The organism is Haloarcula amylolytica JCM 13557, assembly GCF_000336615.1.
Classification (GTDB): domain Archaea; phylum Halobacteriota; class Halobacteria; order Halobacteriales; family Haloarculaceae; genus Haloarcula; species Haloarcula amylolytica.
The window spans coordinates 547,638-569,726 of record NZ_AOLW01000015.1 but is presented as its reverse complement, the minus strand read 5'-3'; the positions used below and the strand labels follow the sequence as shown (position 1 = coordinate 569,726).

16 protein-coding genes are annotated in these 22,089 nt (G+C 64.0%); 12 read left to right on the top strand and 4 right to left on the bottom strand.

Annotated elements, in window-relative coordinates; translation table 11 throughout:
- Positions 1-3 precede the first annotated feature (3 nt).
- Together glpK and C442_RS08800 are read right to left on the bottom strand one after the other, a co-directional pair.
- Positions 4-1,536, bottom strand: a complete 1,533-nt coding sequence (gene glpK / locus C442_RS08805) for a glycerol kinase GlpK (protein ID WP_008309620.1) — start codon at positions 1,534-1,536, stop codon at positions 4-6.
- A gap of 128 nt (positions 1,537-1,664) precedes the next feature.
- Positions 1,665-4,208, bottom strand: a complete 2,544-nt coding sequence (locus tag C442_RS08800) for an extracellular solute-binding protein (protein WP_008309618.1) — start codon at positions 4,206-4,208, stop codon at positions 1,665-1,667.
- 350 nt (positions 4,209-4,558) lie between these two features.
- On the opposite strand from C442_RS08800, the gene glpA reads away from it, so the two are divergent.
- From glpA to C442_RS08785, 3 genes are read left to right on the top strand one after another with little or no spacing between them, the layout of a single operon-like run.
- Entirely contained in the window at positions 4,559-6,289 is a 1,731-nt protein-coding gene (gene glpA, locus C442_RS08795; RefSeq protein WP_008309616.1) for an anaerobic glycerol-3-phosphate dehydrogenase subunit GlpA, read from the top strand.
- Positions 6,279-7,553, top strand: a complete 1,275-nt coding sequence (glpB, locus tag C442_RS08790; RefSeq protein WP_049942901.1) for a glycerol-3-phosphate dehydrogenase subunit GlpB — start codon at positions 6,279-6,281, stop codon at positions 7,551-7,553. The genes glpA and glpB overlap by 11 nt, the downstream gene beginning before the upstream one ends.
- A complete protein-coding gene (locus C442_RS08785) occupies positions 7,550-8,926 on the top strand; it encodes an anaerobic glycerol-3-phosphate dehydrogenase subunit C (protein WP_008309613.1) in 1,377 nt (458 codons plus the stop codon). Before glpB ends, C442_RS08785 begins: the two co-directional genes overlap by 4 nt.
- 25 nt (positions 8,927-8,951) lie before the next feature.
- Here C442_RS08785 and C442_RS08780 read toward each other — a convergent pair whose 3' ends face one another.
- Together C442_RS08780 and ppc are read right to left on the bottom strand one after the other, a co-directional pair.
- Entirely contained in the window at positions 8,952-9,404 is a 453-nt protein-coding gene (locus C442_RS08780) for a universal stress protein (protein WP_008309612.1), read from the bottom strand.
- A 97-nt stretch (positions 9,405-9,501) separates the two neighbouring features.
- Positions 9,502-12,198 carry a phosphoenolpyruvate carboxylase gene (gene ppc / locus C442_RS08775; protein WP_008309610.1) on the bottom strand — a complete coding sequence of 899 codons (2,697 nt, stop codon included), beginning with the start codon at positions 12,196-12,198 and terminating at the stop codon, positions 9,502-9,504.
- 153 nt (positions 12,199-12,351) lie between these two features.
- Between ppc and C442_RS08770 the strand changes: the two genes are divergently transcribed.
- The 9 genes from C442_RS08770 (at position 12,352) to C442_RS08730 (ending at position 22,074) form a co-directional block, all read left to right on the top strand.
- Positions 12,352-13,056, top strand: coding sequence for a helix-turn-helix domain-containing protein (locus C442_RS08770; RefSeq protein ID WP_008309609.1), 705 nt, complete (start codon positions 12,352-12,354; stop codon positions 13,054-13,056).
- A 416-nt stretch (positions 13,057-13,472) separates the two neighbouring features.
- Positions 13,473-13,805 carry a hypothetical protein gene (locus C442_RS08765; protein ID WP_239642284.1) on the top strand — a complete coding sequence of 111 codons (333 nt, stop codon included), beginning with the start codon at positions 13,473-13,475 and terminating at the stop codon, positions 13,803-13,805.
- 397 nt (positions 13,806-14,202) lie between these two features.
- Complete coding sequence (locus C442_RS08760; RefSeq protein WP_008309605.1) at positions 14,203-15,615, top strand: ABC transporter substrate-binding protein; 1,413 nt, start codon at positions 14,203-14,205, stop codon at positions 15,613-15,615.
- Between the two features lie 2 nt (positions 15,616-15,617).
- Entirely contained in the window at positions 15,618-16,430 is an 813-nt protein-coding gene (locus C442_RS08755; RefSeq protein WP_008309603.1) for an ABC transporter ATP-binding protein, read from the top strand.
- Positions 16,427-17,125: an ABC transporter ATP-binding protein gene (locus C442_RS08750; RefSeq protein WP_008309602.1), complete on the top strand. Its 699-nt coding sequence runs from the start codon at positions 16,427-16,429 to the stop codon at positions 17,123-17,125. The genes C442_RS08755 and C442_RS08750 overlap by 4 nt, the downstream gene beginning before the upstream one ends.
- A complete protein-coding gene (locus tag C442_RS08745) occupies positions 17,122-18,111 on the top strand; it encodes a branched-chain amino acid ABC transporter permease (RefSeq protein ID WP_008309601.1) in 990 nt (329 codons plus the stop codon). Before C442_RS08750 ends, C442_RS08745 begins: the two co-directional genes overlap by 4 nt.
- 139 nt (positions 18,112-18,250) lie before the next feature.
- Positions 18,251-19,414 carry a branched-chain amino acid ABC transporter permease gene (locus C442_RS08740; protein ID WP_008309600.1) on the top strand — a complete coding sequence of 388 codons (1,164 nt, stop codon included), beginning with the start codon at positions 18,251-18,253 and terminating at the stop codon, positions 19,412-19,414.
- Between the two features lie 148 nt (positions 19,415-19,562).
- Positions 19,563-20,417, top strand: coding sequence for an alpha/beta fold hydrolase (locus C442_RS08735; RefSeq protein WP_008309599.1), 855 nt, complete (start codon positions 19,563-19,565; stop codon positions 20,415-20,417).
- Positions 20,410-22,074 carry an AMP-binding protein gene (locus tag C442_RS08730; protein WP_008309598.1) on the top strand — a complete coding sequence of 555 codons (1,665 nt, stop codon included), beginning with the start codon at positions 20,410-20,412 and terminating at the stop codon, positions 22,072-22,074. Before C442_RS08735 ends, C442_RS08730 begins: the two co-directional genes overlap by 8 nt.
- Positions 22,075-22,089 lie beyond the last annotated feature (15 nt).

Here is a 22,089-nt window from a genome sequence, read left to right as displayed (position 1 = left end):
CTGTTATTCCTCCTGAGCCCAGTCGCGGGCACGGTCGACGGCGTCGTCCCAGCGATCGTACATTTTGTCTGCCTTCTCGGCGTCCATCTCCGGCGAGAACTCCTTGTCGACCTGCCAGTTGTCGCGGAGTTCGTCGACGGTGTCCCAGTACCCGACGGCGAGGCCGGCCGCATAGGCCGACCCCAGCGCGGTGGTCTCGTCGACCTGCGGGCGGGCGATATCCGTCTGGATGATGTCCGACTGGAGCTGACAGAGGAAGTTGTTCTTGACTGCGCCGCCGTCGACTCGCAGCGTCGTCATCTCGACACCGGAGTCTTCCTCCATCGCTTCCGCGAGGTCGCGGGTCTGGTACGCGATGGATTCCAGAGTCGCACGCACGATGTGTTCCTTTCGCGTTCCGCGAGTCATACCGACAATCGTCCCGCGGGCGCGGCCGTCCCAGTGCGGAGCGCCGAGCCCCGTGAAGGCCGGCACCATGTAGACACCGTCGGTCGATTCGACCGAGCGGGCCAGTTCCGCCGTCTGGGCGGCGTTGTTGATGAGGTCGACGTCTTCGAGCCATTCGATAGCTGCGCCGGCGATGAAGATGGAGCCCTCCAGCGCGTACTGGACGGGCTCACCGGACATCTGGAAGCCAATCGTCGTCAGCAGGCCGTTGTCCGAGGCGACTGCCTCGGAACCAGTGTTCATCAGATAGAACGCGCCGGTACCGTAGGTGTTCTTCGCATCACCCTTGTCGAAGCAGGTCTGGCCGAACAGCGCGGCCTGCTGGTCGCCCAGCGCACCCGCGACGGGGACTTCCTCTCCGAGGAAGCCGTCCGCGTCGGTGTGTCCGTACAGGCTCTCGTCGGAGGACGGGCGGACTTCCGGAACCATGGACTTCGGAACGCCGAACTCTTCGAGGAGTTCCTCGTCCCACTCCATGTCGTGGATGTTGTACAGCATCGTCCGCGATGCGTTCGAGACGTCCGTGATGTGGTTGCCGGTGAGCTTGTAGATGAGCCACGCGTCGATGGTCCCCATCAGGAGTTCACCGTCTTCGGCTCGCTCGCGGAGGTCAGCGCCGCGCGAGCTCTGCATCTTGAGCGGCTCCGCGTTGTCGAGGATCCACTCGGTCTTGGTTGCCGAGAAGTAGGCGTCACATTCCAGCCCGGTCTTACCCCGGATCCACTCGACCTTGTCTTCCTCTTGGATCTCCTCGACGCGGTCGGTGGTTCGGCGGTCCTGCCAGACCAGCGCGTTGTGGACCGGCTTGCCGGTCTCTTTGTCCCAGACGATCGTCGTCTCACGCTGGTTCGTGATGCCGAGTGCCTCCAGCTGTTCGGCACCGACACCTGCATCCGCAAGCCCCTTGGTCACGACTTCCTGCGTGTTTTCCCAGATTTCGACGGGGTCGTGTTCGACCCAGCCGGGCTCCGGATAGATCTGTTCGTGCTTCTCGTAGGCGTTCGCAACGACCTGGCCGCTATGGTCGAACACCATGAAGCGAGTGCCAGTCGTTCCCTGGTCGATCGCGCCAACGTATGTGTCTGCCATTGTTGTGTTCTCCGTGGTGGAGGTAGCTTATTTATGAAAGCTACCACCTTGCCAGTAAACAACATAGTGAACCATTATAAAGATTACTAATGGTGATGTTTGGCTAGTAAAGAAAGGACGGGACGGCGCTACCGGTCGGAATCGTACCGCTCAAGCTGTTTCGTGACCTGTGTGTCGAGTCGGTCGAGCGCGGACGGGACCGAGTCGGGCCCGTCCATACTGTCGACCGCGTCTTCGATGATCGTTCGTACCGTATCGAACGGACCGATCTGTGCGCCCCGTGTCGCCGTGGTGTCGCGTGTGTCGACGAGCTGGTCGAACGCCGTTCTGTAGTGTGGGTTCTGTTCGAACCAGTCCGCCGACCGGAGCTGTGGGATCGCATCGGCGTGCACTGGGAAGTACCCGGTTTCCTGGTGCCACCGTCGCTGCTGGGCCGGTTCGGTGAGCCATGTGAGGAACTCGCCGACAGCGTCGTGCACGGCCTCGGAAACCGCATCACCGACCCAGAGGGACGCGCCGCCGACGAGTACGCCGGTCCGGTCGTCGAGGACGGGGAACCGGCCGGTTCCGACGTCGAAGTCAGCGCTGCTTTCGATGCTGTTCAGCGACGATGTCGAGCCGATCAGCATCGCAGCGTTCCCCTCGGCGAAGTGGGTCCGAGCGGCTCCTCTGGCTTCGATGCCGGGGTCGTGGTACAGTCCGTCCGCTTCGAGGCCTTTCCACCACTCGAATAAGTCGTGGGCGAACTCCCCGTCGAGATGGCTCTCCGTTGGCGACCCGGACCGACCGTTGTTCTGGTCCACGAGGAGCTGGTCAGCCTCGGCAAACCACTGTTCGACGAACCACGAGTAGTTCGCGAACGTGATACCTGTATCCACGCCTTTCCCGTCGACGAGCTGCTCGGCCGCGCTTCGCACGTCAGCGAGGGTTTCCGGCGGCGAATCGGGATCGAGCCCCGCCGCCCTGAACGCGTCGCGGTTGTACGCCATCACCGGGTTCGACGCGTTGAACGGGAGCGAGTGGAGCGTCCCGTCGAAGCGGTAGTAGTTCGTCACCGGGTCGAGCAGCGAGTCGATGTGGGTTGCGGGGAGGAGATCCTCGACTGGCGTAAAGTGTCCACTGTCGCGCGCACGCGTAGTGCCGATCTCGAAGATCTGTGCGATCGCGGGCGGATCGCCGTTTTCGGCGGCGTTCAGCGTTGCGTCGAGGGTCCCGCGGTAGCTCCCTTTCGACCGCAGTGTGAGACTAATACCCTCGGTCTGTGATTCGAACTCGCGGACGAGCTCTTCAAGCAGTAGCGCTTTCTCGCCGCCCATCGCGTGCCAGAACTCGACGACGGTTCCGTCCGTGTTCGCTGCCGCCGAACCGGTCGCAAGTTCGAAGGAATCCAGCGACGCGTCCAGTGATTCGGCCCGCTCGGTGAGCGTCGACACCCGCGTCGAGACCTCCGCGAGTTCCGTCGTCTGGTCCGCTGCGGCGTCGGCGGCGATAGCCGCCTCTTCGGCTGTCCGGGCGCTGATGTCCTCGACGTCGTCGACCATCGACACCACTTCCTGCGTGGAATCAGCCTGCGTATCCGTCGCATCGTCGATCTCCTGGACGCTCGAATCGACCTCTTCGACCATCGAGACGACGGAATCCAGTTCGTCGAGCGCGCTGGCGACTGACGAGCGGGTGTCTTCGACACTCTCCCGCGTATCGTACATCTCCGAAACCGTCGTGTCGGCCTGTTCGTGGACCTCCTGAATGGAGGCTGCGATCTCGTCGGTCGCCTCCTTCGTCTCGGTCGCGAGCGATTTGACCTCCTCTGCGACGACGGCGAACCCGTCGCCGGATTCGCCTGCTCGGGCCGCTTCGATGTTGGCGTTCAGCGCCAGCATGTTGGTCTGGTCCGCGACGTCCGTGATGAAACCCACAATCTCCTCGATGTCCGACAGCAGGTCGTTCAGTCGCTCGACCTTGTCGACGGTCGCTTCGGCGTTGTCGGTCAACCGGTCGAGCGTCGTCATCGCCGAGGACGCCGACTCCAGTGCGGATTCGCCTCGAACGCTGGCTTCGCTGGACGTGTCCGCGACCTCGTTTGCGGCGCTCGCTATCTCCTCGATCGTCGCCGAGAGGTTCCGCATCTCGTCGGAGATCGACTGTATCTCGTCGCGTTGCTCGTCCGACCCGGTCGAAATCTCTCCGACAGCGCCACTCACGTCCCGGCTGGCGGACTTGACCGACCCGAGACGGGTGTCGACCTGTTCCGTTGCGGCAGTCACCTGCTCGCTGAACGACGCCATCCGGTCGACAGTGTCGGTCCATTCCCGGAGCAGTTCACTGTATGCGTCGTACAGCGGCTCAGCTGCCTCAGCTGGTGGCTGCCCCGGTTTCGCAGTGAGGTCGCCGTCGGCGTTCGCCCTGGCAACAGAAGTGAGACGGGCGACAGCGGTTTCGAGCGCTTCACGTTCCGCCCGCTCCTGTTCGAGTTCCGCCGCCAGTTGCTCACATCGTGCTTCCAGCTCCGCCCGTTCAGGGTCGTTTTCGGTCTCTGTGTCCTTCTGGAGGGCTTCTGCTGACGGCGGTTCAGTCTCCGACTCGTTTCCATCCCGCCCCTCTGTGACGCCGCCGTCGGTGCGTTCCCCGTCAGGCGGGCCGTCTTCTGAATCAAGTGGGTTCCATTTACTCATTGTCGATCCCGTTGGCCGAACGGCCAACACGTTCTCGGGAATAGTCCACTATCAAAATATATAATAGTTACTGTCGAAACGGTAGGAGTGATAATTAATCCGTGAGCGCGGTTTCTATCCTGCAACGTCGTCTGTAGTACGTCAGTAATTGAAAATGTGGAGTTATCTCTCGAATTTGAGAGAATATGTTCAACCACTGCCCTGACCAATCAGTGAAAAATAATGTGGTGTGCGTTTCCGATTAACAGTGGGTGTCACCGGGATTCCTCATGATTACATAGAAAATTTACTGCCCAAGCACCAGCAACGGTAAAGTGAAGTGTATGCGCTCCAAACCCACGGAAAGATAGATGGGACCGACACCACACATCGCCGTCATCGGTGGCGGCTCGACTGGGGCGGGCATCGCGCGGGACCTCGCGATGCGCGGGCTCGACGTGACCCTGGTAGAACAGGGAAATCTGACCCACGGGACCACCGGTCGGATGCACGGGCTGCTCCACAGCGGCGGGCGATACGCCGTTTCGGACCAGGCCAGTGCGACCGAGTGTATCGAGGAGAACCGCGTTCTCCGGGATATCGCCAGTCACTGCGTCGAAATGACTGGCGGCCTCTTCGTCAAGCGGCCGGAGGACTCCGAAGAGTACTTCCAGAAGAAACTGAGCGGCTGTGAGGAGTGCGGGATTCCCGCGGAAGTCGTCTCCGGCGAGGAGGCTCGGGCGATGGAACCCCACCTGGCGAAAGACATCGACAAGGCAATCAGCGTCCCCGACGGGGCCATCGACCCGTTCCGACTCGTCGTCGCGAACGCCGCGAGCGCACAGGAACACGGCGCACGCATCGAGACACACTCCAAAGTGACTGACCTCCTCGTCGAGAGCGGGGAGGTCGTCGGTATCGAAGTCGAACACGACTCCGGCCCCGGGAAACGCGTCCACGGCACGGAGGGCGGAACCGAACAGATCCGCGCCGATTACGTCGTGAACGCAACCGGAGCCTGGGCCGGTCGCATCGGCGACATGGCCGGACTCGACATCGAAGTCCGCCCCTCCAAGGGCGTCATGACCATCATGAACATCCGCCAGGTCGACACCGTCATCAACCGCTGTCGGCCCAAGGGCGACGCCGACATCGTCGTGCCCCACGAGACGACCGCGATTCTGGGGACGACCGACGAGGAAGTCGAGGACCCCGAGGACTACCCCGAGGAGCAGTGGGAAGTCGACATGATGATCGACACCCTCTCGGAGCTGATTCCGATGCTCGACGAGGCGCGAACCATCCGCTCGTTCTGGGGCGTTCGCCCGCTGTACGAACCGCCGGACGTCGGCAGCGACGACCCGACAGACATCACGCGGGACTTCTTCCTGCTCGACCACGACGAGCGCGACGACCTGCCCGGCATGACCAGCATCGTCGGCGGGAAGTTCACCACCTACCGGATGATGGGCGAGCAGATCGCCGACCACGTCTGCGGGAAGTTCGGCATCGACGCCGACTGCCGGACCGCCGACGAACCGCTCCCCGGCAGCGAGGACTTCTCGGTGCTCCGGGACTACATGGACGAGTTCGGGCTTCGCTCGCCGATCGGCCGCCGGAGCGTCGAACGGCTCGGCTCCCGCGCCGACGAGGTACTCAAAACCGACGGGCCGAACCCGACGGTCTGTGAGTGCGAGGGCGTCACCCGCGCCGAGATTCAGGACGCTATCGAGGGGTCCGGCTCGGACCTCAACGCCGTCCGCATCCGCACCCGCGCGTCGATGGGGAACTGTCAGGGTGGCTTCTGCTCGCACCGGATGGCGAGCGAACTCCACTCGGAGTACGATGAGCCGGTCGTCCGCGAGGCCTGGGACGAGCTGCTACAGGAGCGCTGGAAGGGACAACGACACGCCCTCTGGGGCGAACAGCTCTCCCAGGCGGCACTGAACTACGCGCTGCACGCCACCACGCAGAACCGCGACCAGGACCCGGCTGACGGCGACCCGGTGGATTTCTCGGCGTTCGATTCGGGCCGCGGACAGACAGGCGGCAGCGTCGACAGCGCTGATGTCGCTGCCGACGGAGGGACAAATGGCTATTGAGTCGGAGGTACTCGTCATCGGCGGCGGCCTCGGCGGGCTGACCAGCGCGCTGGCGGCCGCCCGCGAGGGAGCTGACGTGCGACTGGTCTCCTACAAACAGAGCACGCTCCGGCAGGCGTCGGGCCTTGTCGACGTGCTCGGCTACACGCCCGACGGCGACGGCCCGTTGACCGACCCCTACGAGGCGATTCCGTCGTTGCCAGCGGAGCATCCGTACCGGAAAGTAGGCGTCGGGACGGTCCGGGACGCGATGGCGCTGTTCGACGACGCCGTCCCGACCTACGAGGGCGAACACACGGACACAAACGCGCTCCTGCCGACCCACGGCGGCAGCATCAAACCGACCGCACGCTACCCGGCTGGGGCCAGCGCCGGCCTCGCCAGTGACACCCGGGACACGCTGCTGGTCGGCATCGAGGAGATGGTCGACTTCGACGCCCCGCACGTCGCTGCCCATCTCGACGCGACGGGCGTCCCGTTTGACGTGCGCGGCGAGACGATCCGGTTCCCGGGCGACCTGCGCGCGGACGCGAAGGTCACGCGCTATGCCAAACTGCTCGATACCAACAGCGAGGTGGCAGTCCGCGGGCGAATGGTCCCAGCCCGCGAGGCGCTTGCCCAGCGCGTGAACCCGCTACTGGAGGACGAACAGCGGGTCGGCTTCCCGGCGATTCTCGGCGACGACAATCCCGGCGCTATCCGTGACTCGCTGAGCGACCACCTCGGCGTCGACGTGTTCGAGGTGCCGATGGGGCCGCCGTCGCTGCCCGGCCTCCGACTGGAGGACGCGCTGTTCTCGGCGCTGGACGAAGCCGGCGCGAGCATCGAAACCGGGAATCCGGTCGTCGACTTCGAGGGCGAAGACCGCATCGAGAAGGTATTCATCGAGAAGAACGGCGCGAAGATACCCAACAGCGCCGACCAGTACGTTCTCGCGACCGGTGGCTTCGTCGGCAAGGGCGTCGAGTCCGACCGCGAGGGCGTGTACGAGCCGGTGTTCGACTGCCACGTCCCCCACGCCGCGGACCGCTACGACTGGTTCGACGGCGAACTGTTCGGCGACCACGAGTTCGCCCGCTACGGCGTGGCGACTGACGACGACCTGCGACCCCTCGATGCGAGCGACGACAGCGAGTTCGAGAATCTGCGCGCTGCCGGCTCCGTGCTGGGCGGCTACGACTTCGCCGCCGAGAAATCCGGCAGCGGCGTCTCGATTGCCACAGGCTACGCGGCGGGCCAGCGCGCCGCACAGGAGGCACGATGAGTGACGCTGAAACCCCACCAGAGACAGAGTTTGACCCGGTAGCACCGAACACAGGCGAGGAGTTCGAACCAGTCGACGTCTTCCCCGACAGCGACGACTTCGACCTCCGACCCGGCGCGGACTCCTGTTACAAATGCTCGACGTGTGACACGAACTGCCCCGTCGCCGAGGTCGACGACGACTTCCCCGGCCCGAAGTTCCAGGGCCCCGAACAGTGGCGGCTCAAGCAGTCCGACGACGACCACGAGATCGACGACTCGGTGATGGACTGCTCGAACTGCATGCGCTGTGACAACGCCTGCCCGTCGGGCGTCCCGCTCAGCCAGATGCACAACACCGCCCGCGGGGAGTACGTCAGCGAGCAGATGGACAAGCTCTCCGTCGAGTACATCCGCAACCGCATCCTCGCGAACTACCGCACCTCCGCGTTCCTGGCGAGCAAGGTCCCCCGACTCGCGAACTTCGCCATGAACTTCGGGCCGGCCCGCTGGGTCATGGAGAAGACGATGGGTATCACCAGCGAGCGTGACTTCCCCGCCTTCGCAAAACAGACCTTCCGCGACTGGTGGGCCGACCGCGGCGGTCAGGTCCAGTCGCGGGAGAACGCGAGAGCCGCCCGCAAGCGCCGCGGACTCCCCGAGGACGCCGATAAGAAAGTTGCGTACTTCCACGGCTGTTACTCCAACTACAACACGCCGGAAGTCGGCAAGGCGACGGTCCGGGTGTTCGAGGAGTTCGGCTACGAGGTCGTCGCACCCGAGCAGAAGTGTTCCGGGACGCCGATGTTCGCAAACGGGATGCTCGACGACGCCCGCCGCCACGCCGAGACGAACGTCTCGTCGATGTCCGAACTCGTCGACGAAGGGTACCACGCAATCGCCTCCTGTACCTCCTGTTCGATGGCGCTCCGACAGGAGTACCCCGAGCTGTTCGACATCGACGGTATCGACAAAGTGGCGGAGAACACCTTCGAAGCCGTCGAGTACCTCCGCATCCACGAGGACCTCAAGGGCGAAGTGCAGGCGGCAGACGTTGACGGCGACCTCGCCGAGGAGTTCGCCTACCACGCCCCGTGTCACTCACGCAACCAGGGACTCGACCGCCAGGCCGTCGAACTGTTCCGCGACCTCGACGGCGTCGAAGTCGAAGACGTGGGCGACTCCTGTTCCGGCATTTCGGGGACCTACGGCTGGAAGGAAGAGAAGTACGAGAAGTCCATGGAGATCGGCGAGGAGATGTTCGAGCACATGGACCACGCTGAGGGCGAAACCGGCATGACCGAGTGTCCGACCTGCGCGATGCAGATGGAACACGGCAGCGGCTACGAGATCCGACATCCGCTCGAACTCCTCGAAGCCGCGCTGGTGGAGTAACTGAAAAAACTCGTTTTCTGCGGTCTTAGTCCTCGCCGCGGACGAACGTGACCGGACACGGCGCGTTCAGCATGACTTCCTGTGCGGTGGAGCCGAAGACGGCCTTCCCGGTCGGCGAGCGCTTGCGGCCGCCGACGACGACGAGGTCCGACTGCGTGGCCTCGGCGAGGCTGACGATCTGCTCGCCGTGGTTGCCCACGGCACCGCGTACCTGTGTCGACAGCCCGGCGTCGTCGAACCGCGAGACGAGTTCCCGGACGGTTGTGTGGCGGTCGGCGACCTCGTCGGGGTCGGCTTCGCCGGTCGACTCGAATTCGAGTCTGTCGACAACACCGTCGTACTGGTCGTCAGTGAATACGTGTGCGACGATGACCGTCGCGCCGGCCGGGCTCGCGATATCGAGCACGGCGTCGGCGAGTTCGTCGATTCGGTCGGCGTCGTTTGGTCCAACTGCAAGAAGAACAGTTTCGAGTGCCATACCGGCTACTCCGGGGGAAGACGCCTAAATCCTTCGATGGGTACTACTTTTGTAGTAAGTCGTTCGCACGATGCCGCACCCGGTGTCGCTCAGTGCCTCACCCGGTGTTTTTCATCCCGGCCGCGATACCTTGGACGGTCAGCCGCAGGGTCCGGCGCTCGGTGTCGGTCCGGTGGGACTGCTTGAGCAGGCGGACCTGCAACAGGTTCAGCGGGTCGACGTACGGGTTCCGGCGCTCGAGGTTCTCCTGCAGCCACTCACGCGAGAGCAGGCCGTCCTGCCCGGTGATTTCGAGCACCTTCTCCACGGTGTCTTCGTACTCCTCGACGATACGCGGGTAGATGCGCTCGCGGAGTTCGGGGTCGGCCAGGTCGGCGTACTCCTCGGCGATTTCGAGGTCAGTACGGGCGAGCGCCAGCGACGCATTGTCGAGCTTCGTCCGGAAGAACGGCCAGTTCTCGTACATCTCCTGTAGCGTTTCCATGTCGCCGCCGTTTTCGAGGTAGGCGTCCAGCCCGGTCGAGATGGAGTACCAGCCGGGGATGATACAGCGGGCCTGCGTCCAGGAGAACACCCACGGGATGGCCCGGAGGTCCTCGACGCTGCGGTCCTCGCTTCGGGAGGCCGGTCGCGAGCCCATGTTGAGGTTCTCGATAACAGTGATCGGCGTCGCCTGCTCGAAGAACTCGACGAATCCGTCCGTTTCGAGCAGGTCCTGATACTCGTTGCGGGCGGCGTCGGACGCCGTCTCCATCGCCTCCTCCCACTCGTCGGGGATCTCCTCGACGGGTTCCTCGATTGCGTTTTTCCGCGCCCGGATCTGGGCGTTGAGCATCTGTTCGAGATTGCGCTCGGCGATGTCGTGGTTGGCGTACTTCTCGGCGATGGCCTCGCCCTGCTCGGTGAACTTTATCTGGCCGGTCACCGTCTCGTTTGGCAGGGCCAACATGGCGTCGTTCATCGGGCCGCCGCCGCGGGAGATGGAGCCGCCGCGGCCGTGGAACAGGCGCATCTCCACGTCGTAGTCGTCGGTGATGTCCGCCAGCCGCTTCTGGTTGTTGTACAGCGACCAGTTGGCGGCGAGGAAGCCGTTCTCCTTGTTCGAGTCGGAGTACCCCAGCATGATCTCCTGGATGTTGTCCCGGGCCTCAAGGGCCTGAGAGTAGGCCTCGTTCTCGAACAGCGTGCCCATGATGCGGCGGGCTCCGGAAAGGGCGTACTCCGATTCCAGCAGCGGAACCACGTCGAACCCGCAGTAGCCGGGCAGGTCGACGATGTCGACCTGGTCGGCGAGGAACAGCACTTCTAGCGCGTGACTTGGTTCTTCACACCACGAAATAGCGTAGGTGTCGATGGCGTCGATACCGAACTCGTTTTGCCAGTCGGCGGCCGCGCGGAAGCGGTCGAGGACGCGGGTGGCGTCCTCCGAGAGCCCCTCGGTGTCTTCCATGTCGATGACGGGGTTGTCCTGGAGGATAGCCTCGGTCAGGAACTCGACACGCTCGTCCTCGTCCATGCCGGCGTAGTCGATGCCCTCGCGCTCGACGGATTCGGCGATGGCATCGGTGTGCATCTTCCGGTGGTCGCGCAGGTCGAGGCTGGCGAGGTTGAAACCGAACGTCTCGACCTTGCGGATCAGCGGGTCGACGTGGGCCTCGGCGATGACCTCGGCGTCGTTTTCACGGAGGCTGTCGGCGATGACGCGGAGGTCGGTCAGCAGTTCCTCGTCGTTCTCGTAGCCGCCCTGGCGAACGTCGCTGACCCGGATGACGGATTCGCGCATCAGCCGGAGCTTCTGGCGGTAGGGCTCGTCCGGATACCGTTCCTCGGCCTCCGTGGCGATGCCGGGGAGCCTGGACTTGTGACGGTCCAGTCGCTCGTTGAACAGCGCGTCGGTCGCGATGTTCGAGGCGTCCTGGCTCAGCACGCCGGAGAGTTCCTTGAGCTTGTTGCGGTACAGCGGCAGCACGGTGTCGCGCTGGCGCTCCAGCGTCTCCTCGGTCACCTCGGTGGTGACGAACGGATTGCCGTCGCGGTCGGACCCGGCCCACGAGCGGAACTCGTAGAGGGTGTCGATGTCGATGTCCTCGTCGTACACGTCTTCGAGGGTGTGTTCGAGTTCGTCGTACACCTCGTCGATAACGTCGAACAGGACGTTTTCGAGGTACCACTGGACGTTCAGCGCCTCGTCGGTAACCTCCGGGCGGCGGTCCCGGACCTGCGGGGTCTGCCAGAGACTCGTCACTTCGGCGTCGAGGTTCCGCTCGATACGCTTCTGTTCGCGTTCGGTGAGTCGCCGCTCGTCGAGTCGTTCGATGTCACGGGCAACCGACCGGAGCTTCGCCTTCACCGTCTTCCGGCGGGCTTCGGTGGGGTGGGCCGTGAACGTCGGCTGGATGAGAACGTCTTCGAGCACCTGCTCGAACTCCTCCGGGTCCGCGCCGCGTTCGGCCAGGTCCCGGACGGCTTCCTCGACGCTGTCGGCCAGTACACCCTCCTGGCTCCCCTCTCGGATTTCGCGGACCCGTTCGCGCTCCTCGGCGAGATTGATAAGTTCGAAATAGGTCGTAAACGCGCGTGCGACGATATCCTGGGTCTCCGGGTTCAGTCGGTTCAGTGCCCGGTGGACTTCGTCCCGCGTCTCGGCGTCACCGCGCCGGTAGTCGATACACGACGTTCGAATGGTTTCCACCGTTTCGAACGCCTCGGTCGAGGTTTGTGCTTCCAGCACTTCGCCCAGGAGCGCACCCAACTCCCGTACGTCCTGGTTTATCTCTCTGGCGTGCAAAGTCATACCACTTCCTCCAGAACCGAGCCCTAAAACACTATTGAAACGGTGTATCAGGGATAGACGTTCGTGAAGAACTCGGTTTCGGGAAATAGTTATTATTAATCGTGGGGTTCTTTACCGTATCACACGAATCACACAGGATACAGTGGACTGCCAATGATAGATATCGCCCTGGACATGGAGCAGTACGACTGTCCCTTCATCGACACGACGGCAGACCACGACGTCGCCTTTGCAGCGGTACACTGGGATTTCGACCAGCGTGCGCGGGAGTTGGAGACGCGGATGGTTGTCGAAGCCGAGGACGCGGGGATACTCGATACGGGGCTAGACAGTCTGCAAGCCCACGAGAACATGAACGACTGTGCGCTGTTGCGCCGCGAGGACAACGCCGCCCACATCCGGACGACTATCGAGGAAACGGCGGCGATGCAGACCATCCGGGACAACGGCGGCTACATCACCGGTCCGTTCCACATTGAGGCGGGCAGCGAAACCTGGCACGTCGGCTTCGACCGCGGCCGCGACGCCGACACGACGCTCTCAGAGCTTGACCGTGACAACGAGTACGACGTGGTCGAGCGCACGTCGACGACGCTCCCACAGCTTCAGGACCTTGTCCAGAACGCCGGCGCGGCGATGACGCTCGTGGACGGCTGTCGGGACCTCTCGGACACCGAACGCGAGACGCTGGAAACCGCCGTCTCCGAAGGCTACTTCGAGTCACCCCGGGACGCGACACTGGGGTCGCTGGCCGAGGACTTCGGCGTGTCCAAACCCGCCGTCTCGAAGAACCTCCGGCGCGGCGAGCGCAAGATGATCGAACGCGTCGTCGAAGCGCTTGATGACATCGAGGACTGAGTTCGGTGTTCCCGCCGGCCTGTTCGCTACTCTGTCCAGAATGACAGCTGGGTGCAATTGTCACAACGGCCGTACCTAGCTCCCACTGTAGGCCTTAGCGTTGTTTTACTGCATAACTGACACTCGTGAGAGCGACATCGATACAAGACAACACCGATTGCGTGGGCTGAGATATGAATCAGCAAATGCCGGTCAAACGAATCCTGAACTGTCCGCATATCTGTGTTGCTGGGTGGTGACCGCTGGTTCCACCCAGACGGATAGAGTAAGGGTTACTTCCATGCATGATTCCGAGATTGTGACCTGCTTAAATCATATTCCCACGGCCGGACTCGATACGAGTGGTTAGGAGGGGACCGGTCAGACAAATATTTCGACCAAAGATATTTTTATACAAAAGCAAAGACAACATAATCATGACTGCTGAAGAAGACGAATCATCGTCTAGAAGAGCCATACCGGCTCTTGAGATGCTTTTCAAAACGGTATTCGGGTTGTTCTTACGAATCATATTCGTACCGTTCCGTCGGCTCGCAAGACGGTTGCTTGCTGGAGTTATCCTGTTACCAGTTGCCGTATTCCTCGGCGTGTTCATTTTTGCGGGGTTTGCGGGAGGAATGGAACTGTTTGACTTCCTCGGTGTGAACCGTCAGATTGGGTTTCTGATTTCAATCACCGTCGGAATGACCTTGCCGTGGGTGGTCATCCTCGGTATCCTGCATCGATACACTGACCACGAAATTCTCTAACTACCCGCAGTGCGACTGGGACAGCGAATAGCGGCGTATTTTCGTCCGAACTCTGGTCGGGTTGATAAACAGTTCTCTGATGGACCTTTGTCGCAGATATCTACTCTATTTCGTCGGACACACAGTTCGCTGTGGCCCTTGGACTGGTCCTCTCTATCATTCCGGCGTTACTAACGTGGGTGACCGCTGAAATATATCGATTGACAGTTACTGAAGCAGTTACGTAGCAGATAGTCAAATCGGTGTGATCGCATAATTCGCCAAGGAAAGAACGGTACAGACCGTTTACGGCCAGTTTTGTGACAGTCCCGGTACGGACGAGAATTGCGGTCTGTCTCGCCGCGTTAACATGTTAACTCAGCACACTATGTAGTCGGCGAATCTACGATAATCTGTTATGCAGAACACGGCTACACGGAGGCGCGTTCTCGGCGCGCTCGGTGCCGGTGTTGTCGGGCTCAGCGGCTGTGTCAGTGACGACTCATCCATGACTGAACAGGACGATTCGGACGGCGGCACGACGGACAGTGGCACGAACGGCGAATCGGGCGGCAGTGGCTCGACGCAGACAGTCAGTATCGGCCTCCTTCAGCCCCGCTCGGGCGACCTGAAGTACTACGGCGACCAGTCGCTGTGGGGGTTCCTCTCCGGGCTGGCGTACAAGGGTGATACCGATCCGCCGACAGACCCCGGCAGCGGCGAGGTTACGATCACCGCCGGTGACACAGAGTATCGCCTGCTCATACGGGACACCGAGTTCTCGGCGGACACGGCCCAGACGGCGGCGACGAACCTCGTCGAGAACGAGAGCGTGGACATGCTCGCCGGCTGTGCGTCCTCAGCAGTCGCCAGCCGCGTCGTCACGACGGTCGTCAATCAGGCGCAGGTCCCCATCATGCTCGGTCCGGCGGCGTCGGCCGACATCACGTCCAACTCCGAGACCTGTAGCGACCTCGTCTACCGAGCGAGCGAGAACACCGCGATGGACGCCCGCTCGGGCGGGAAGTACGTCGCCAGAGAGACGGACGTATCGAGCGTCTATCTGTTCGGCGCGGACTACAGTTTCGGCCGCGCGGTCGTCAACAACTACCGGGACGTACTGGAAGCCGAAGGCGTCGAGATCGTCGGCGAGCGATTCGTCGAACAGGGATACGCCGAGTGGGATGGGCTGCTGGACAATGCGGAGGAGGCCGGGGCCGAGGGCGTCGTCGGCGGGTTCACCGTCGCGACGCTCCCGGCGATGTTCAACGCCTTCCTCTCGGGCGATTACTCCTATCGGGTGTTCGGGGGGTTCGCCACCCGAATCACCAACAACGTCGTCGGCGGGACGATGCAGAGCGTGCTCGGCGAACCGCTGACCGAGGAGAAAATCAGGGACTCACAGCTCGGGCCGTTCACGACGCGCTACCACTGGAACCAGTACGACAACCCGATCAACGACGCGTTCGTCGAGAGCTACACCAACGCCTATGGCGTCGTCCCGGACCTCTTCACCGCGGGGACGTTCACGGGCGCGTCGGCGATTCACCAGGCCATCCAGGAGAGTGGGTCGACCGACGGGGCCGACATCGCCGATGCTCTGAAAGGAATGACCGTCACCGACACGCCGAAAGGCGAGAACGGCTACACCTTCCAGGAGTACAACAACCAGGCGCGGTCGGCGATGACCGTCGCGAACCCGATCCCGACGACCGACGAGTGGGCCGACAACTGGGGCGCGGCCATCATGCCCGGCGAACCGCTCGCCCGCATCAGCGCCGACGAGACGACCATCCCACAGGACAGCGACCAGATGGGCTGTTCTCTGTAGGCATGCTCAGAACACAGAGACTGACAAAGGAGTTCGGGGGACTCACCGCCGTCGACAGCGTCGACTTCGAGCTTGAAAACGAACTCTGCTCGCTCATCGGCCCGAACGGGGCCGGCAAGACGACGTTCTTCAATCTGCTGACCGGGAGCCTCTCGCCCACCGAGGGCACAGTCGAACTCCAGCGCAACGGGACCTGGCAGGATATCACCGACGCCTCCCCCCACGAGACGGCCAGCAAGGGTATCCACCGGTCTTACCAGGTGACGAACGTCTTCCCCAACAGCACGGTCTTGGAGAACGTCCGGGTCGCCGAGCAGGCCCACAGCGACGACGCCACGACGTTCTGGCGCAACGTCGACCACTATGAGGAGTTCACCGAGCGCGCGTGGGACATCCTCGACCGGGTGGGGCTCTCCCATCGGGCCGACGACCTCGCGAGCACGCTGAGCCACGGCGCAAAGCGCAAGCTCGAAGTCGCTATCGCGCTGGCCGGCGACCCGGCGGTCCTCCTGCTGGACGAGCCAAACGCCGGCGTCTCCTCGGAGAGCGTCGACGAAATCCGGGGCCTCATCGAAGCGGTGGCGGAGGACTACCCGGTGCTGCTGGTCGAGCACAACATGGACATCGTGATGGGTGTCTCCGACCGCGTGGTCGTCCTGCATCAGGGCGCAGTCATCGCTGACGGGCCGCCGGCCGACGTACGAGCGAATCCCGACGTGCAGTCGGCGTATCTCGGCGGCTACGAACCGGGAAGCCTGGACGACGATACGACAGCTTCCGGCTCCGACCCGGACTCGGAGGAGGGGACGGCGTGAGTCTGCTCGAACTCGGCGGCGTCCACACCTACTACGGCGACAGCCACATCCTCGAAGGGGTCGACCTCGCCGTCGAAGAGGGGGAGGTGGTCGCGCTCGCCGGCCGCAACGGCGTCGGCAAGACGACGACGCTCCGAACGATTCTACAACTGACGCCGCCCCGCGAGGGGTCGATCACATTCCGCGACGAGTCGCTGGTCGGCCTGGAGACCCACGAGGTCGCCGCTCGGGGACTGGGCTGGATTCCCGAGGACCGCCGGATATTCGGCCAGCTCACCGTCGAGGAGAACCTCCGGGCGGCGATACCGAACCCGGATGACGTGAGCGATGGCCTCCGCCTGGCCTTCGATTCGTTCCCAATCCTCGAAGAGCGGCGGGGGCAGGAGGGAGGCACGCTGTCGGGCGGCCAACAGCAGATGCTCGCCATCGCCCGCGGGCTGGTCGGCGACAACGACCTGCTACTGGTCGACGAACCGAGCGAGGGCCTGGCCCCACAGATCGTCGCCGACGTGGCCGAGGCGCTGGCGACCGCCAGCGAGGACGTGACGATGCTGCTGGTCGAGCAGAACCTCCCGCTGGCGCTCGATTTGGCCGACCGGTTTTACATCCTCGACAAGGGCCGCGTCGTCGACGGCGGCGACACGGCGGCGGTGACGGCCGACGACGAACGGTTCAGGAGGTATCTGTCGGCATGATACTCGAAGCGCTCGCGGAGTTTCTGACGCTGAGCGAACTTGGCGGCGTCATCGTCAACGGGCTCGCCAAGTCGGCGCTGTACGTGATGATCGCGAGCGGCCTCACGCTCATATTCGGCCTGATGGGCGTGCTGAACTTCGCCCACGGGTCGCTGACGATGGTCGGGGCGTACCTCGGCGGCCTCCTGATGGTCGTCACGGTCACCGGCGGGACAGCGCCGCTGACCCGCCTCGGCCTGTTCTTCGTCGCCATTGTCGTCGTGTTCGCCCTGCTGACGGTGCTTGGCGGGGCCATCGAGACGACCATCATCAGACCGCTGTACGACCGGCCGCCGATATACCAGATCCTGCTGACGTTCGGGCTGACGCTCGTCATCGAGGAGGTCGTCCGCATCGTGCTGGGTATCTACGACCTCCAGCCCCTGTCGGACTGGCAGGCCGCGCTGGCGACCAAGCCCCAGTTCCTGCGGGAACCGGTCGCGCTCGGCCCCGTCAGCGCCGGGTGGATGTCGCTGTTCCAGATACTGCTCGGAACTATCACGGTGGTCGGCATCTGGGCGTTCCTCACGAAGACCCGCTACGGCCTGTACATCCGGGCCGGCAGCGAGGACACCGAGATGGCATCGGCGCTCGGCATCGACGTTCGGCAGGTGTTCACCGTGGTGTTCGCGCTGGGTATCGGCCTGGCCGGCGCGGCCGGAACACTGTTGATGTGGGACCCGACGTGGGGCGCGAGCGTGCCGCTGGCGGCCGAGACGCTACTGCCGGCGTTCATCGTCGTCATCGTCGGCGGCCTCGGGACGTTCCGGGGCACCGTCGTCGCCGCCCTTGTGGTGGGCATGGCCGACGCGGTGACGACGTGGTGGTTCCAGAACGCGATTCAGTTCACGGGCCTACCGGAACTGGTGCTGTTCCTCGTGCTCGTGGTGACGCTCATCGTCCGCCCGCAAGGACTGTTCGGCGTCGAGGAGGTGGGGGGCCATTAGCGCCGAACCCGAGGCCGACGCCGAGGCGGCGTCCGAGCCACAGGCCCCCACGACTGTTGAGACGGGCTGGCCCCGCGAGTACCTGCGGGACCACACCGCTCACATCCTCGTTATCGCCCTGCTGGCGCTGTACCCGCCGGTGTATCACACGCTGTTGAACTCGCCGGTCAGCGCCGAGACGCAGATGCTCCTGCCGACCGTGGAGACGATGGTCGGCGTCCTCTATTTCGGCCTGTTCGCCATCTCCTTTGACTTCATCAGCGGCTACACCGGTTACCTCTCCTTCGGTCACGCGGTGTTCTACGGGACCGGCGCGTACACGGTCATCCTCATCGCCAACGGGAAGGTCCCGCTCCTGGGTCCTGGGACGCCGTTCATGCTGTCACTGCTGGTCGGCGGTCTCATCGCTATCGCCCTGGCGATGCTGGTCGGGCTGGTGTCGTTCCGGCTGTCGGGCGTGTACTTCGCGATGATTACGCTCGGCTTCGCGCAGGTGTTCTACGTGTTCGTCCGCGGCTGGGACTACGTGGCGACCAATCCCCGGGACGGCCCCGCGGTCGGGCCAAGCCACGCCGAGGGGTTCCAGATCGGAGTCCCCGGCATCGACCAGCTATCGCTGTCTATCGGCGTGCTCACCGGCGACGAGGTGGCCCTGCTGGGGTCGACGCTGTCCGGGACAGAGGTGTCCTACTACATGATCGGGCTGGTCGTCCTCGCGTGTTACTTCGCCATGCAGCGCGTCATCCACTCCCCCTTCGGCCGGGTGATGATCGCCATCCGGGAGAACGAGGAGCGCGCCGTCGCAATCGGCTACAACACCTACTGCTACAAGCTCGGGGCCTTCGCCATCAGCGGCTTCTTCGCCGCCGTCGCCGGCGGACTGTTCGCCGGCTTCAAGCGCTCGGCCAGCCCGGAGAACTCCTTTTACTTCCTGGTGACCGGTGACGCCCTGCTGGCGAGCATCATCGGCGGCTTCGGGACGCTTGCCGGCTCGCTGTACGGCCACCTGTTCGACGAGACGGTTCGGGAGTTCCTCTCGAAGGCCGGGCAGGGCGGCGGTCTGTTGCCGTACCTCCGCGCGCTGCTGGGCCAGGAAACGCTGGACGCGACGCTGGTCGGCGAGACGACTATCGGCGGCCTCATCGACCTGCTGTTGAACGGCCACGCGAGCCTCTACGTCGGTATCGTGTTCGTGCTGTTCGTCCTCTACGTCCCTGACGGCCTGCTGGGGACGCTGCGGGCGCGTCTCGGCGGGACGTTCGCCGAGGCGCTGCCGGCGAGGCTCTGGGGTGATTCGGAATGACGAAACCAGTGAAAACGACCGTCGAACCGCCAGACCGTACGACAACTTGGGCGTGGGGCGGCCGCTTCCGACCCGGCTACTCCACGGCGGTGCATCGCCAGCGAAACGACACGCAGTGTGACAACCCGAAGGGGGAGCCAGTAGAGCAATGAGCGCGGAACCGGACCACTTGAAGGATATCCAACCAGAACCAGCCAGTATGCAATACGCGACCAACGACGGGGTCTCGCTCGCCTACGAGCGCGAGGGGCCGTCAGACGCCGAGACTGTGGTCTTCGTCGAAGGCATCGGCTACGGCCGCTGGATGTGGCTGTGGCAACAGGAGGCACTCGTCGACGAGTACCAGACAATCGTATGGGACAACCGCGGCACCGGCGATTCGGACGAACCCGAGGGACCGTACACGATGCGCCAGATGGCGAGTGACCTGGAGGCCGTACTCGACGACGCCGACATCAAGCAGGCCCACATCGTCGGGGCCAGCATGGGCGGGATGATCGCCCAGCAGTACGCGCTGGAGTACGACCGGGCGCAGTCGCTGACGCTCATGTGTACCTCGCCGGGCGGGCCGGAAGCCAAGGCGGTCCCCGAGGAGACCCAGCAGCGGATGTTCAACGTACCCGAGGACCTCGACGAGCGCGAACTCCGGCGGTACAAAATGCAGCCCGCGCTTTCGGATCGGTTCATGGGCACCCACGAAGACCTCATCGAGCGCATCATCGACTGGCGCATCGACAGCGACGCCAGCGACCAGGCCCTCGAATGGCAAGGCGCGGCCGTGCAGGCCCACGACGTGTCGGACCGCCTTGGAGAGATCACGGCCCCGGCACTTGTCATCCACGGGACCGCTGACGAGGTCGTCCCCTACGAGAACGGGAAACTGCTGGCGCGGGGCTTGCCAAACGCCGACTTCGTCACTGTCCACGGCGGTCCGCACCTGTTGTTCATCGAGGAGTACGACCGCGTCAACACACAGATACGGGAGTTCATCGACGATGTCTGAGGGGCTGGCACAGGAGTGGGTCGGTGCCTGGAGCGAGCGCCGGGCCGCGCTCACGCCGGACCGCGAGGGATTGGTGGATGCGACCACCGGCGAACGATTCACGTACGCCGAATTGGACCGGCGAGCGAACCGGACTGCTCGGCTGCTCCGGCAGTACGGCGTCGGCGCGGACGGAGACGACGCCCGCACTGCGACGGACGCCACGGCGGCAGCCGGCACCGTCGCCGTCGTCTCGCGGAACCGCCCTGCCGTCGTCGACTTATTCTTCGCCACCGGCAAGACCGGGAGCCGACTGGCCCCGCTGTCCCACCGGCTTGCGTCCCCGGAACTCGCCGACCTCCTCGACCGCGTGGACCCCGAACTCCTCGTCGTCGAGGCCTCCTTCGCAGGAACTGTCTCGGCCGCCCTGGAGACAGCCGACGCGACGAGCCCCCAACTCATCCATCTCGAAACCGAAACGACGGAGTCGTCCGCTTTCGCCACTCTCGACAGCACGCCCTACGCTTCGGCCCTCCCCGTGGACGACTCATCCGTCGAAACGGCGACACCGACTCCCGGCGACACGCACCTCCTCCTGCACACCGGCGGGTCGACGGGGACGCCCAAGGAGACGGAAATCACGCATCGCGGCATCGTCTGGAACTCCCTGAACACGATTACGGCCTGGGGGCTGCGCGAGGACGACGTGACGCCGATGGTGTTCCCGATGTTCCACACCGGGGGCTGGAACGTCCTCACCGTCCCGCTGTGGCACATGGGCGGAACGGTCGTCATCGCCCGCGAGTTCGACCCCGGCGACGTGCTGGAGACCATCGATACTGAGGGTGGGACCGTCCTCGTCGCCGTCCCCGCAGTGCTGCGAATGATGACGGACCACGACCGCTGGACGGAGACGGACCTCTCGACGCTGCGCTTTGCCAAGTCCGGCGGTGGCCCCTGCCGCAAGAGCGTGATGGAGGCGTGGTGGGACCGTGGCGTCGACCTCTCACAGGGGTACGGCCTCACCGAGTGCGGCCCGAACAACTTCGCGATGCCGGAGGGCTGGCCCCGAAAGAAGGCCGATTCCGTCGGCAAGCCGGCGATGCACGTCGACGCCAGAGTCGTCGAACCCGACGACGGTGACAACGGCGATGGTCCCTCCGACGTGCGAAAGACGGTCGACCCCGGCACCGTCGGCGAACTCCAGTTGCGCTCGCCCCACGCCGCGACGGGCTACCTCGACAACCCCGAGGCCACCGCCGAGACGTTCGGCGACGGCTGGGTGTCGACCGGCGACCTCGCCCGCGCCGACGCGGACGGCTACTACTACATCGAGGGTCGCACCAAGCATATGTTCGTCAGCGGCGGCGAGAACGTCTACCCCGCGGAGGTCGAGGACGCTATCGCCGACCATCCGTCGGTCGGTGAAGTCGTCGTGATTCCGGTCCCCGACGGCAAGTGGGGACAGGTCGGGAAGGCCGTCATCGAACCTGCGACCGATAGCACGGCGGGCGGGGCCGGCGACCGGCCGCTGACACTCGACGGCCTCCGGACGTTCCTTGACGACCGACTGGCCCGGTACAAACACCCCCGCGAGATTGCGTTCGTCGAGGCGATGCCGACCAGCGGCCCGGACAAGATCGACCGGGGTGCAATCTCGGACCGATTCGGGGCGTAATCCATCAATGCAGGC